General features: G+C 53.4%; 10 protein-coding genes. 7 read left to right on the forward strand and 3 right to left on the reverse strand.

Annotated elements, in window-relative coordinates; all coding sequences use genetic code 11:
- Window positions 1-11: 11 nt before the first annotated feature.
- Window positions 12-1,544 carry a Re/Si-specific NAD(P)(+) transhydrogenase subunit alpha gene (gene pntA, locus FD744_RS03950; protein ID WP_034830919.1) on the reverse strand — a complete coding sequence of 511 codons (1,533 nt, stop codon included), beginning with the start codon at window positions 1,542-1,544 and terminating at the stop codon, window positions 12-14.
- Window positions 1,545-2,083: 539 nt separating this feature from the next.
- On the opposite strand from pntA, the gene ydgH reads away from it, so the two are divergent.
- Together ydgH and FD744_RS03960 are read left to right on the forward strand one after the other, a co-directional pair.
- Window positions 2,084-3,040, forward strand: coding sequence for a DUF1471 family protein YdgH (gene ydgH, locus FD744_RS03955; protein WP_160867386.1), 957 nt, complete (start codon window positions 2,084-2,086; stop codon window positions 3,038-3,040).
- Window positions 3,041-3,251: 211 nt separating this feature from the next.
- Window positions 3,252-4,643, forward strand: a complete 1,392-nt coding sequence (locus tag FD744_RS03960) for a basic amino acid/polyamine antiporter (RefSeq protein ID WP_160867387.1) — start codon at window positions 3,252-3,254, stop codon at window positions 4,641-4,643.
- Here FD744_RS03960 and FD744_RS03965 read toward each other — a convergent pair whose 3' ends face one another.
- Complete coding sequence (locus tag FD744_RS03965) at window positions 4,644-5,057, reverse strand: hypothetical protein (protein ID WP_038646835.1); 414 nt, start codon at window positions 5,055-5,057, stop codon at window positions 4,644-4,646.
- Window positions 5,058-5,233: 176 nt separating this feature from the next.
- Here FD744_RS03965 and rstA point away from each other — a divergent pair, with 176 nt between their 5' ends.
- From rstA to FD744_RS03990, 5 genes are all read left to right on the forward strand, one after another.
- Window positions 5,234-5,959, forward strand: coding sequence for a two-component system response regulator RstA (gene rstA / locus FD744_RS03970; RefSeq protein ID WP_160867388.1), 726 nt, complete (start codon window positions 5,234-5,236; stop codon window positions 5,957-5,959).
- Entirely contained in the window at window positions 5,956-7,266 is a 1,311-nt protein-coding gene (gene rstB, locus FD744_RS03975; protein WP_058962094.1) for a two-component system sensor histidine kinase RstB, read from the forward strand. Before rstA ends, rstB begins: the two co-directional genes overlap by 4 nt.
- 12 nt (window positions 7,267-7,278) lie before the next feature.
- Window positions 7,279-8,766: a carboxypeptidase M32 gene (locus FD744_RS03980; protein ID WP_160867389.1), complete on the forward strand. Its 1,488-nt coding sequence runs from the start codon at window positions 7,279-7,281 to the stop codon at window positions 8,764-8,766.
- Between the two features lie 171 nt (window positions 8,767-8,937).
- On the forward strand, window positions 8,938-9,417 hold the full coding sequence (gene asr, locus FD744_RS03985; RefSeq protein WP_160867390.1) for an acid resistance repetitive basic protein Asr: 480 nt from the start codon (window positions 8,938-8,940) through the stop codon (window positions 9,415-9,417).
- Window positions 9,418-9,696: 279 nt separating this feature from the next.
- The gene (locus tag FD744_RS03990; protein ID WP_034821307.1) at window positions 9,697-10,503 is read left to right on the forward strand and encodes a serine protease; all 807 of its coding nucleotides are present in this window, start codon (window positions 9,697-9,699) and stop codon (window positions 10,501-10,503) included.
- Window positions 10,504-10,613: 110 nt separating this feature from the next.
- On the opposite strand, the gene hrpA is transcribed toward FD744_RS03990, so the two are convergent.
- The gene (gene hrpA / locus FD744_RS03995) at window positions 10,614-14,510 is read right to left on the reverse strand and encodes an ATP-dependent RNA helicase HrpA (protein ID WP_160867391.1); all 3,897 of its coding nucleotides are present in this window, start codon (window positions 14,508-14,510) and stop codon (window positions 10,614-10,616) included.
- Window positions 14,511-14,685: the final 175 nt, after the last annotated feature.

Below are 14,685 nucleotides of genomic sequence, written 5' to 3' on the forward strand. Positions count from 1 at the left end.
GTTGTTACCCCTTAATTCTTACGAAACATTTTCAGCATGCGCTGGGTGACGGTGAATCCACCGAAGATATTGATGCTGGCAATCAGTACTGCGACGAAGGCAAGGAAAGTCACCCACCCGCCGTGTCCCATCTGCAGCACCGCACCCACCACAATAATGCCGGAAATGGCGTTAGTGACGGACATCAATGGCGTATGCAAAGCGTGACTGACGTTCCACACCACGTAGTAACCGACGACACAGGAGAGCGCGAAGACAGTAAAGTGGGAGAGGAATTCAGGCGGTGCCACGTTAGCGAGGCAGGCAAACAGCACCACAGCCAATGCCAGCAGCAGATATTTGCGCCACGGTGAAACCGGTTTGGCTTCCACTTTTGCTTTTGGCTCAATGGCCGCCTGCGCTGCTTTCGGTGCTGCAGATACCTGAATCGGTGGCGCTGGCCAGGTGACTTCGCCGTCACGAATCACGGTGACGCCACGTACCACAACGTCTTCGAAGTCGACGGTGATTTCGCCGTTCTTCTCTTTGCACAGCAGTTTCAGCAGGTTGACCAGATTGGTACCGTAAAGCTGAGAGGACTGTGTTGGCAGACGGCTAGGCAGATCGGTATAACCAATGATCTTCACACCGTTGCTGGTTAAAGTCACCTGATCAGCTACCGTGAGATCACAGTTACCGCCGGTTGCTGCCGCCAGATCGACAATCACGCTACCTGGCTTCATGCTGGCAACCATTTCAGCGGTAATCAGCTTCGGTGCCGGTTTGCCCGGGATTAAAGCGGTAGTGACGATGATATCGACTTCTTTCGCCTGCGCGGCAAACAGCTCCATCTCTGCCTTAATAAAGGCTTCTGACATCACTTTGGCATAGCCATCGCCACTGCCGGCTTCTTCTTCGAAATCCAGCTCAAGGAACTCGGCGCCCATACTCTGCACCTGTTCTTTCACTTCTGGACGGGTATCAAACGCACGAACGATAGCCCCAAGGCTGCCCGCTGCACCGATTGCCGCCAGACCCGCCACGCCCGCACCGATGATCATCACTTTGGCGGGTGGTACTTTACCAGCTGCGGTGATTTGGCCGGTAAAGAAGCGACCAAATTCGTGTGCCGCTTCTACAATCGCACGGTAACCCGCGATGTTCGCCATGGAACTCAGCGCATCCAGTGCCTGGGCACGAGAAATACGTGGCACAGAATCCATCGCCATGACGGTAACCTGACGTGCCGCCAGTTTTTCCAGCAGTGCCGGATTTTGTGCGGGCCAGATAAAGCTAACTAAAGTGCTGCCCGCGCGTGTCAGTTCGATCTCCTGATCGTCTGGCGCATTCACTTTTAACACGATGTCAGACTGCCAGACACTTTCGGTGGTGCTGACAGTGGCACCAGCGGCGATAAAGCTCTCATCGTCAAAACTTGCGCGAATACCTGCGCCCTGCTCGACCGTGACGCTGAATCCCAGCTTGATCAGTTGCTCAACGGTCTTTGGCGTTGCAGCAACGCGCGACTCATTGGCTAACCGCTCTTTGGGTATCCCAATTAACATACTGTTTCCTTTCAACAATTAAAGGATGAGGTTCTGTAAGTGGCACAAGCCCATAAGGCTGAAACAGCGTTTCAGCTTTTTATGAGCAAAATGCGCAATGTAACAAAGTCTTTATAACCTACTGAAAATGTGAAAAGTGATCCACAGCGATAACGCACACTTATGACATTCACACTAATATTCAGATGCAAAGATTGAATGCCACCTTTTGCCACTAGTTTTGCGACATAATAAAAAATATTCTGCTGCGCAAAATCGTGTCATGTCGAATTTAGTGTTTTTAAAAACCTTTATTTAACAATACTTTAACCATTATGATGCTATGTGTTACCAGAATAAGTGGTAAAGCGGTCAAAAAAAAGCCATAGCATAGGTAAATGACATGTCGATGAATAATTTGCGGAGATTGTCAATCTTATGCGCATAAATTGGCTGAGACAGGTTGATTATTACATGCAATAATCAGCGGCTAATCTGTTATACATCAAGAGTCCAGCACGTTTTCGTACTCATTTTGCGTAAGGCGAAGGATCATTTTTATGAAGCTGAAGAACACCATTCTGGCGACCACCTTGTTATCACTGTTGGCAGCAAATGCATTTGCCGCCAAAGAGTTGACGCCAGAACAAGCGGCCGCGTTGAAGCCATTCAAACGTATTAATATCAACGGTCGCTTTAATGCTATTGGCGATGCCACCGATGCCATCTCCAAAGCAGCCGATGAAAAAGGCGCTGACTCCTTCTATGTGCAGGGCATTAACGATACCAACGGCAACGGCGGCAACTGGCGCGTAACGGCGGATCTTTACAAAGCGAATGCGCCAAAAGCGGATGAGACCACCAAATACCGTATGTTTAACGGCGTGAAAGAATTGCCGAAAGCGGAAGCGTATCGTTTAGAGCCATTCGATACCGTTTCCGTCAATGGCTTTTTCTCCAGCCAGCCTGATGTGAATGAAGCGATAGCTAAACAGGCAAAAGACAAAGGCGCAGCCTCCTTCTTTATTGTGCGTCAGGTTGATGCCAACAACGGCGGCAACCAGTACGTGACGGCTTATGTCTATAAAGCCGATGCACCAGAGCGCAAAGTGCAGAGCGTCTCCGATTCCATCCCAGCCGATTCTGAAGCCGGTAAAGCCGCTTTAGCCGCGGGCGGTGCAGAAGCGAAGAAAGTGGCTATCCCTGGCGTTGCCTCTTCTGATACGCCAAGTCGTAGCGTAGGCCGTTTCTTTGAAACGCAAAGCTCCACCGGTGAACGTTATACGGTGAAACTGGCGGATGGCCGTAGCGTGCAGGAAGTGAATGCGATTACTGCGGCTCAGATGCAGCCGTTTGATACCATCACCTTCTCTGACCACTTCGGTACGCCAACAGAGATCTCTGATGCTGTGGGCAAACGTGCCGTGGAAAAAGGTGCGAAGTACTATCACATCACGCGTCAGTGGTCTAACCAAAGCGGTGGCAACCTGACCGTGACCGCGGATCTGTTCAAGTAATTCGCTTGCGGGGCGGCTTTCGTCGCCCTGCTCATCTGTTTGCATAGTCTGTGCGCAGATCTGCATAATCCCGCATTGCCTTCCCTTTTCGCTCTCCGTAAAATCCTTCGCCTGTTTTCAGGGTATTCCGTTTCAAAATCGGCCAATTGCCACGTTACACTCCAGCGGAATCGTCACTACCCAGCATACTCTGCTGTCCAGGAATGGTGTTTTGGATAAAAAATTAGGTCTGAGCGCGCTCACCGCGCTGGTACTCAGCTCCATGCTCGGTGCGGGTGTATTTAGCCTGCCGCAAAATATGGCTGCCGTCGCCGGTCCCGCGGCTCTGTTGATTGGCTGGATGATCACCGGTGTCGGCATCCTGTTTCTTGCGCTAGCCATGCTGCTGCTGACGCGCTTAAAACCCGAACTGGACGGCGGGATTTTTACCTATGCACGCGCCGGATTTGGTGAGTTAGTCGGATTTTGTTCCGCATGGGGTTACTGGCTCTGTGCGGTCATCGCCAACGTCTCTTATCTGGTGATTGTCTTTTCGGCGCTGAGTTTCTTCACCGATTCGCCTGACCACGTGGTATTCGGCGATGGCAATACCTGGCAAGCGATGCTCGGTGCGTCGGTACTTTTATGGCTGGTGCACTGGCTGGTGTTACGAGGTGTGCAAACGGCTGCCAGCATCAACCTGCTCGCTACCCTGGGGAAACTGGTACCGCTGCTGCTGTTTGTGGTGTTGGCTTTACTCGCATTCAACTACGATCGCTTCCACTTTGACTTCAGCGGCGCCGCGCTGGGCCAGCCACTCTGGCAGCAAGTCAAGCAGACCATGTTGATTACTTTGTGGGTCTTCATTGGTGTGGAAGGCGCCGTGGTAGTCTCCGCGCGGGCACGTCATAAGAAAGATGTGGGACGCGCCACCATGCTGGCGGTTATCGCGGCACTGCTGGTTTACCTACTGGTGACCCTGCTTGCACTGGGCGTGGTGCCGCGTGCAGAGTTGGCGCAAATGCGAAATCCCTCCATGGCCGGCTTGATGCAGCATCTGTTAGGGCATTGGGGCAATACGGTGATTGCGGTGGGTCTGATTATTTCCGTGTGTGGCGCGTATTTAAGCTGGACAATTATGGCGGCAGAAGTCCCTTTTCTGGCGGCACAGCAAGGGGCTTTTCCCCGCAGCATTGCGCGGCAGAATCGTCACAATTCGCCAGCCGCTTCGTTGTGGCTCACCAACGGCAGCGTGCAGGTTTGTCTGATCCTGATTGCGGTCACTGGCGCGGATTACAATACGCTGCTGACCATCGCGTCAGAGATGATTCTGGTGCCGTATCTGCTGGTGGGGCTGTATTTAATTAAAGTGGTTCGCGGACAAAAAAATCCGCTGGCATTGGCGGTAGGATTGGGTGCCAGTGCCTACGGATTCTGGCTGCTTTATGCTTCTGGCCCGCTGCACCTGCTGTTGTCTGTGGTGCTTTATGCGCCGGGATTACTGCTGTTCCTTTACGCGCGACGCGGCGGCCGTGGTAACAGAGTGTTGTCACAACTTGAGCGCATCGCGATTGGATTACTGATTGCGGCAGCACTGCCAGCAATGTGGCAGCTTACGCAGTAATTAGTGAGGTTGAACCGGGATTGAGACGCACAGCAGGTCATCCTGCTGTGTCAGATTGAGCGCTTTACGGTATTCCTGATGAATCGCGTCCAGCTGATCTTCTGACAACGGATAAGGCAGTTGGATGTCAAAACGGCTGATGTGCTGTTGTTCCGCGAGAGTAATCAGTCGCGCGATATTGATCTCGTCGCTGACCTGCGTTGAAATGATTTGTAATGCTAATTCTTTCAGATGATCGTCGCTTGCCGCTAAGCCGTGTGCAGATTTACGCGTCACCATGCCAAAAATCGGCATGACACCGTAAATGGCGTCAACGAAACTCCAGCGTTTTTTGCAGGAAGCAGAGAGAAAATCGCTGTAATTGAAGCAGATGCGGTCACTGTATCCGGCTGAAGCCAGCTCTTTATCAGACACCCTCGCACTCCTCCTGGTTTTCGTTACGGTTCCGAACCTTGCGCTACAACGCGCCGCTAATAATGGCACATTTCACCGTAATTATACCAGTCAGGCAGGGATATTTCGTGCGATAGCGTAGAGCTCAGGACCAGGAAAAGTTATGCTGCTGTCATTCTCATCACTTACCGTGAAATATGAACAAAATTGTCTATGTGGAAGATGAGCCAGAAGTCGGTGAATTGATCGCCGCTTATCTTGGCCGCCACGATATTGAAGTGACTGTTGAAACGCGCGGTGACCGTGCTGAAGCGACTATTTTAGAAGCCGATCCCGATCTGGTGCTACTGGATATCATGTTGCCGGGCAAAGATGGCATGACGGTATGTCGCGACTTGCGCGCGCACTGGTCAGGGCCGATTGTGCTGCTGACCTCGCTCGACAGTGACATGAACCACATTCTGGCGCTTGAGATGGGCGCCAACGATTACATTCTGAAAACCACGCCGCCCGCTGTTTTGCTGGCACGCTTGCGTCTGCATCTGCGCCAGGCGCAGGGTTCTCAGCCTGAAGTGGCGCCCGCTATTCAGAGTTCACAGCGGGTGTTACGTTTTGGTTCACTGACCATCGATTCACTCAATCGTCAGGTGACGCTGTTCGATGAAAACATCACCCTCTCCACCGCCGACTTTGATCTGCTGTGGGAACTCGCCACGAATGCGGGCCAGATCCTTAATCGGGATGCGCTGCTGAAAACTCTGCGAGGGGTGAGCTACGACGGCATGGATCGCAGTATTGATGTGGCGATTTCTCGTCTGCGCAAAAAGCTGTATGACAGCGCCACCGAACCGTTCCGCATCAAAACCATCCGCAATAAAGGTTACCTGTTCGCGCCTCAGGCCTGGGATACCCGCTCCGCATGAGAAAGCTCTTTATCCAGTTCTATCTGCTGCTGTTCGTCTGCTTTCTGGTGATGACTTTGCTGGTGGGCTTGGTGTACAAGTTCACCGCTGAGCGTGCGGGCCGCCAGTCAATGAATGATTTGATGGCGAGTTCGCTGTTTTTAATGCGCAGTGAATTGCGTGAGATCCCCCCGCGTGACTGGAATAAAACCATCCGCAATCTCGATCTCGATTTGTCTTTTGAGTTGCATATCGAACCGATGAGTAAATATCAGCTGGATGAGCCTGATATGCGCCGCCTGCGCGCCGGTGAGATCGTCGCACTCGACGATCAATACACTTTCCTGCAGCACATACCGCGCAGCCATTATGTGCTGTCGGTCGGCCCGATCCCTTATCTGTTTTATCTGCATCAGATGCGCATTCTGGATATCGCGCTGCTGGCGTTTATCGGCATGTCGTTGGCGCTGCCGGTGTTTATCTGGCTACGTCCGCACTGGCAGGAGATGCAGCGGCTGGAAAAAGCCGCGCAACGTTTTGGTCGCGGTGAGTTGGATGTGCGTACCCATTTTGAAAGTACATCGAGTCTGCACAGCCTCGGCGTGGCGTTTAACCAGATGGCGGACAATATCAATACGCTGGTTGCCAGCAAAAAGCAGCTGATTGATGGCATCGCCCATGAGTTAAGGACACCGCTGGTTCGACTGCGCTATCGCCTGGAAATGAGCGATAACCTCAGTGACGCCGAGTCGGCTGCGTTGAACCGTGACGTCGGCCAGTTGGAGAGCCTGATTGAAGAGCTGTTAACCTATGCCCGCCTCGACCGCCCACGCGTCGATCTCAACCTTCAATCGTTTGATTTGGCGCAGTGGCTGCGAGTGCATATCGAAGACGTACAAACCATGAATCCACAGGCGCACATTGCCCTGGATATTCCGCAACTTGAGAATGTGGGCTCTGCCGATACCCGTCTGATGGAGCGCGTTCTGGATAATCTGGTGAACAATGCGCTGCGTTATGCCCAACAGCGTCTGCGCGTCAGTCTGTGGTTTGACGGCGCCATCGGTAATTTACAGGTTGAAGATGATGGTCCAGGTATTCCACCTGAAGAGCGCGCACGCGTGTTTGAACCCTTCGTTCGTCTCGATCCTAGTCGCGATCGCGCGACCGGCGGCTGTGGGCTCGGGCTGGCGATTGTCCACTCTATTGCACAGGCACTGCAGGGACAGGTCACTATTGAGAGCAGTCCGCTCGGTGGTGCCAGCGTTCGCTTCTGCTGGCCGGTTGATCTACCCTTGCGAGATATTTCGCCCCGTTTACCGTCATAAGGAGCTTTAATTGTGACTTCTGCTTATCAGGAACTTAGCAAAACTTTCCAGCGCCTGGCACGCTTTGGCCATCTTGGGGCTATTGCCGGTGTCGATATGCAAACCACTATGCCACCCGGCGGCAGCCAGGCGCGCGGTGAAGCCATGGCGGAACTCAGTGTGTTTATGCATGAACTGTTGACCGATAAACGCCTTGGCGGCTTATTCGATGCCGCCCAGCAGGAATCGTTGAACGATGTAGAGCAAGCTAACCTGGGCGAGATGCAGCGTGCGTGGCAGCAGGCAACGATTCTGCCCGCTTCGTTGGTTGAAGCCAAATCGCTGGCCGGTTCGCGTTGTGAGCATGCCTGGCGCCAACAGCGCCCCGCCAACGACTGGCAAGGCTTCTCGGCTAACCTGAAAGAAGTGGTGAAACTCAGCCGTGAGGAAGCCCAGTTACGCGCCGAAGCGCTGGGTGTCTCTCGTTATGACGCGTTACTGGATGTGTTCGAACCGGGCATGACCAGTGCACAACTCGACAATACCTTTGGCGAATTAAAAAGCTGGCTGCCCGCGCTGCTACAGAAAGCCGTCGAGAAGCAGCAGAAAACCGCCATCTCGGCGCCGGTGGGTCCCTTTGCTGTTGAAGCGCAGAAGCAGCTCGGTTTGAGTGTGATGAAAACGCTGGGCTTTGATTTCAATCATGGTCGCCTGGATGTCAGTGCTCACCCTTTCTGTGGTGGCGCGCCAGAAGATGTGCGCATTACCACGCGTTACAATGAGAGCGACTTCCTCAGTGCCATGATGGGCGTGATCCACGAAACCGGTCATGCACGTTACGAGCAGAACCTACCAAAGCAATGGCGTGGACAACCGGTGGCCCACGCTCGCTCGACTGCCATGCATGAATCACAAAGCCTGTTTATGGAGATGCAGTTGGGCCGCAGCAAGGCGTTCCTGCAGCATATTCATCCGCAGGTCGTCGCCCTGATGGGTAACCAGCCCGCATTAGCGCTGGATAACTTTGTTCGCCAGACACAACGCGTGAAGCCGGGCTTTATCCGCGTGGATGCCGATGAACTGAGCTATCCAGCTCATGTGATTCTGCGTTACGAAATCGAACGTGCGTTGATTGAAGGCGAGATTGAAGTTGATGACATCCCTGCGCTGTGGGATGAGAAAATGCAGCAGTCTCTGGGGATGGATACGCGTGGCAACTACCGTGATGGCTGCATGCAAGACATTCACTGGACTGATGGCGCCTTTGGTTACTTCCCAACATATACGCTGGGTGCCATGTACGCCGCCCAGCTGTTCCAGGCGGTAAAGCGCGCTATCCCGCAAGTGGATGAGCTGATCCGTAACGGGGAGTTGCAGCCGGTGTTTGATTGGTTACAGCAGAACATCTGGCAGCACGGCAGCCGCTTCCCGACGCAGCAACTGTTGGTGAATGCCACGGGTGAAACACTGAATCCGCACTATTTCCGTCAGCACCTTGAACAACGCTATCTCACTGAGTAAACTGCGCGGCGGCCCGATCGGCCGCCCCTTTTCGCTTCCTTTACCCGCCTTTGTACATTCCGTTACACGCCGATACCAATGCCTCACGGAAAGACCGAATTGTTTTTCATATAGTTCTTTCACCGGCCCCGCAGTGGGCTACACATGAAAAAATAGTTCGAGGATTTTGCGATGAAAAAATTAGTTGCACTGGTGATCGCCGCTGCTATGGGTATGTCTTCTGTTGCTTTCGCTGCTGAGACCACTACAGCTGCTCCGGCTGCTGCCGCTACCACTACCGCAGCACCTGTTAAGCACAAAGCAGTTCATCATAAGAAAGTTGCCCAGAAAGCTCAGGCAGCTAAGAAACACAAAAAAGTAGCGAAAAAAGCGCCAGCTGCTCAGAAAGCTCAGGCTGCTAAAAAGCACCACAAAAAAGCAACCAAGCCAGCTGCACAGAAAGCCCAGGCTGCTAAAAAGCACCACAAAAAAGCAACCAAGCCAGCTGCACAGAAAGCCCAGGCTGCTAAAAAGCACCACAAAAAAGCAACCAAGCCAGCTGCACAGAAAGCTCAGGCTGCTAAAAAGCACCACAAAAAAGTAACCAAACCAGCTGCACAGAAAGCTCAGGCTGCTAAAAAGCACCACAAAGTGAAAAAAGCGGCTAAATAAGTCGGCCTATTAGCGCCAACACCGCATTAACGATTGAAAACACCCGGTTATGCCGGGTGTTTATTTACTGGAGTAGCGAAAAATGGTGCGTCGCTATCGCTTCGAAATTATCCTGATTGTGATGATCCTGTGCGGCATTGTTGCAGCCAGCTTTTTTATCTAGTCGTTGTAGCGTGCTGATTACTCCAATATTTCTCCCTTTTTTCCCGCTCTCCGACTATAGTTATCGCTCAAGCGTGATGACAATAACCTCTTCTTATTCTCGCCATTGAGAGAACTATGCGCCTGGCTATCCTGTTACTTGTTGGAATTTTCAGTTTTAACCTCGCAGCACATGCCGATGATGAAGATGGGCCAAGCCCGGAAGACATCAAGACGCTATTTTTTGGCAAAGACCACCGCAAAGCCATTACGGATGTGAGTGCCGCTCCCTGGGATGCCATTGGCCAACTGGAGACCGAAAGTGGCAACCTCTGCACGGCCACCCTGATATCCGCCCATCTGGCATTAACCGCTGGACACTGCCTGCTCGCCCCTCCGGGTAAATTTGATAAACCGGTGGCGCTGCGTTTTATGTCAGGTGCTAAAGGCTGGCGTTACGAAATACATGATATTGATGCGCGTGTAGAACCTTCACTGGCGCGCAGGCTACAGGCCGATGGTGAGGGCTGGATCGTGCCACCAGGCGCGGCACCTTACGATTACGGGCTGGTTATTTTGCATAATCCGCCGTCGGGTATCGTACCCATACCCTTATTTGACGGCTCACGTAGCGATTTAACCGATGCGTTGAAAACCACCGAACGCAAAGTGACACAAGCCGGTTACCCTGCTGATCACCTCGACACGCTCTATTCTCACAGCGACTGCCTGATTACCGGCTGGGCGCAACGCGCGGTCTTGTCGCATCAATGTGATACGTTGCCAGGCGACAGCGGATCGCCGCTGCTACTGAAAAGTGGTGATGGCTGGAAACTGATTGCCGTGCAAAGCTCTGCACCCGCACCGGCGGACCGTTATCGCGCGGATAACCGTGCCATCGCGGTGACGTCGTTTAAAGACAGTCTGGAAGAACTGGCGAAATAAGATTTTCGCCACAGAATCGCGCACCTTCTTCGCGCCAGGGTGTTTCATGCGCAGTCAGCGATATTTCACTCACAGAGGCGCAGAAAGAGCGCCTCTGTGCTTTGGGTGACTCAGCTAATTTGTTCCATCGCCTGCAGAATACGCTTATCAGAGATAGGATAAGGTGTGCCCAGCTGCTGAGCAAAATAGCTAATCCGTAACTCCTCAAGCATCCAGCGGATCGCCTGAACTTCAGCATCATCCTGACGCTGCGGGGGCAGTTTATTGCGCCATGTTTGCCACGCCTGCTCTGTGGCCTGCACTTTCAGCATGCGCGCACGATCGCTGTAAGGGTCAGTCGGCAGTTTTTCAAGGCGGCGCTCGATGCCCTGTAAATAGCGCAACGTATCGCCCAGATGCTGATAGCCATTACCGGTGACAAAGCCGCGGTATACCAGGCCACTCATTTGCGCTTTAATATCAGACAGTGCCAGCGCCAGCGTCATGTCGACACGACCCTTCAGGAACTTGTTAATATTGAACACGCTGGTCAGAATCTGCTCGACCTGTTTGGCGATAGTCACCAAAGTTTCGTTCAATTCAGCACGCACTTTGTCGCGTAGCTGCTCGAAATTCTCCTGTTGCCATGCCGGACCGCCCGCTTCCGCCATCAGTTTGTCGACACCACAAGCGATGCAGTCATCAATCAAATCCAGCACTTTGCCGTAAGGATTGAAGTACAAGCCGAGTTTAGCTTTGTTGGGCAGTTTCTCGTGCAGATACTTGATTGGCGACGGGATGTTCAGCAGCAGCAAGCGACGCTGGCCTCGCCACATCATCTTATGCTGCTCAAGCTCGTTGTCGAACAGGCGAATGGCGACACTGTCTTTCTCGTCGACCAGTGCGGGCCAGGCTTTAACCTGATAGCTGCCGCGTTTCTGCTCGTAACTTTGCGGCAAATCACCAAAGCTCCAGATGTGCAGTCCGCTCTGCTCCAGCCCATCGTCTGCGACTTTCGACAGCGTTTCCTGCACTTTACCTTTCAATACCTGCTTTAATTGATGCAGATCTTTGCCTTCCTGCAGCTTGCGATTGTGTTCATCCACAATGCGGAAGGTCATTTTCAGGTGATCGGGCACCTGATCCCACTGCCAGGCTTCACGATCAATGGTCACCCCGGTCATGCGGCGGAACTCGCGCTCCAGCGCATCCAGCAGCGGTAACTCCATCGCTTTAACGCGACCAAGGAAAGCTTCTGCGTAGTTCGGTGCAGGCACCAGATTACGGCGTGTCGGTTTTGGTAACGATTTAATCAGTGCAATCACCAACTCACGGCGAACACCGGGGATCTGCCACTCAAAACCACTCTCTTCAACCTGATTCAGCAACGGCAACGGAATGTGAACGGTAACACCATCGGCATCCGCGCCGGGCTCAAACTGATAGCTCAGTTTCAGCTTCAGATTGCCCTGATGCCAGAAATTCGGGTAATCGAGCTGGCTGACTTTATCCGCGCCATCTTTGATCAGCATCTGCTTATCAAAACTCAGCAGGTCAGGATTGTCCTTGCTCGCCTGTTTCCACCAGGTGTCAAAGTGGCGAGCAGAGACCACATCAGCGCCAATGCGGCGGTCGTAGAAAGCAAACAGCGTTTCATCATCGACCAGAATGTCACGCCGACGTGATTTGTGTTCCAGATCTTCCACTTCACTGCGCAATTTGAGGTTGTTGCGCAGAAACGCATGACGCGTCTGCCAGTCGCCTTCCACCAGCGCGTGGCGGATAAACAGCTCACGACTAAGTGGCGCATCAATGCGGCTGTAGTTGACCTTACGCGCCTGCACAATTGCCAGGCCATACAGCGTGACTTTTTCTGTCGCCATTACCGCGCCCTGGGCTTTCTCCCAGTGCGGTTCGCTGTAGCTGCGTTTAATCAAATGCTGGGCCAGCGGTTCGATCCATTCGGGATCGATACGTGCGGCCACGCGGCCCCACAACCGGCTGGTCTCCACCAGTTCCGCGACCATGGTCCACTTCGGCGGCTTCTTAAACAGGCCGGAGCCAGGGAAAATGGAGAAGCGGGCATTACGCGCGCCGGTGAATTCCTGCTTCTCATTGTCTTTCTGACCAATATGCGACAGTAATCCGGTCAGTAAAGCGCAGTGCACTTCACGATAGGGCGCGGGTTCGCTGTTAACCGGCATACCCTGTTCGCGTACCACCTGACGCAACTGCGTGTAAATATCCTGCCATTCACGCACGCGCAAATAGTTGAGAAAGTCGGTTTTACACTGACGACGGAAGTGATTGCCCGACAGCGCTTTTTGCTGCTCCTGCAGATAATTCCACAGATTCACGAAAGAGAGGAAATCCGACTCTTTATCGGCAAAGCGACGGTGTTTCTCATCGGATGCCTGCTGTTTTTCACTCGGGCGCTCGCGCGGATCCTGAATCGATAAGGCCGCGGTGATGATCATCGCTTCACGCACGCAGCCAAATTTTTGCGCTTCCAGCACCATGCGTGCCAGACGCGGATCGACTGGCAATTGCGCCAGCTGGCGGCCAGACGTCGTCAGCTTGTAGGTTTCATCCTCACTTAGCGTGATAGCGCCCAACTCTTCCAGCAAGCGCACGCCATCCTGAATATTGCGCTTGTCGGGTGCTTCGACAAACGGAAATGCGCCGATATCGCCCAGGCCGAGCGCCGTCATTTGCAAGATAACCGACGCCAGGTTGGTACGCAGAATTTCCGGATCGGTAAACGCCGGACGACTGAGGAAGTCGTCTTCAGAGTAGAGACGGATACAGATCCCTTCCGACACACGTCCGCAACGCCCTTTGCGTTGATTGGCGGATGCCTGAGAAATCGGCTCGATCGGCAGGCGCTGCACCTTAGTACGATAGCTGTAGCGGCTAATGCGCGCCGTACCGGGATCGATAACGTATTTAATGCCCGGTACGGTGAGTGAAGTCTCGGCCACGTTGGTGGCCAGCACGATGCGGCGTCCACTGTGTGACTGGAACACCCGGTTCTGTTCGGCATTCGACAGCCGCGCATACAGCGGTAAGATTTCGGTGTGCGGGATATCGCGCTTCATCAGCGCATCGGCGGTATCGCGAATTTCACGCTCGCCACTCATAAAGATCAGGATATCGCCACGGCTCTCGTGACCTAACTCATCGACCGCGTCAAAAATCGCCTGCAGCTGATCGCGGTCGGTATCGTCAGCGTCTTCCACCATTGGGCGGTAGCGCACTTCGACTGGATAGGTTCGGCCTGAGACTTCTATCACCGGCGCATTATGGAAGTGGCGAGAGAAACGCTGCGGATCGATGGTCGCCGAGGTGATGATCACTTTCAAATCGGGACGGCGCGGCAGCAGCTCACGCAGATATCCCAGCAGAAAATCGATGTTCAGACTGCGTTCGTGCGCTTCATCGATGATGATGGTGTCATATTGCAACAACTGACGATCCTGCTGGATTTCCGCCAGCAGAATACCGTCGGTCATCAGCTTCACTTGCGTCGTGTCGCTGACCTGGTCGTTAAAGCGCACCTTATAACCGATAGTGCCGCCGAGCGAGGTTTCCAGCTCATCGGCAATACGGTTGGCAACGGTACGTGCCGCCAGACGGCGCGGCTGCGTATGACCAATCAACCCTTTGACACCACGCCCGAGCGCCAGACAAATCTTCGGTAGCTGGGTGGTTTTCCCTGAACCGGTTTCCCCGGCCACAATCACCACCTGATGATCGCGAATCGCCTCGGCTATTTCTTGCTGCTTTTGACTGACCGGCAGATTTTCCGGGAAGGTGATGCGTGGCGTGGCCGCCGTGCGCTGGGCAATGCGCAGTTCAGCGGCAACAAATTCGGCTTCTAGTTCTGTGGCAATGCCCTGCTGCGCGGCTGGATTTTTCACCTTCGCTGCTCCATGCAAACGGCGCTGCAAGCGCTGGCGGTCGCGCAGCATCAGATTATCGAGCCGCGTCCAGAGTGGGGCCAAAGGGGAAGTGACGGATGATGACATAGTGGTGTGTTACCTGTGGTCGCGGCGAGCCTGGCAAAGTGCGCTCGATGCCGGCTGAAATTTCCCGGCGGATTCAATCAATTATTGCCCGGCATAATAGCACACTCTGGACAATCTCACCTGACCGGACGTGCGACCTTATTCAATAATTTCGAACATAGGTCTCGAAATATTG

Source organism: Pantoea sp. Taur (assembly GCF_009830025.1).
GTDB lineage: Bacteria > Pseudomonadota > Gammaproteobacteria > Enterobacterales > Enterobacteriaceae > Pantoea > Pantoea communis.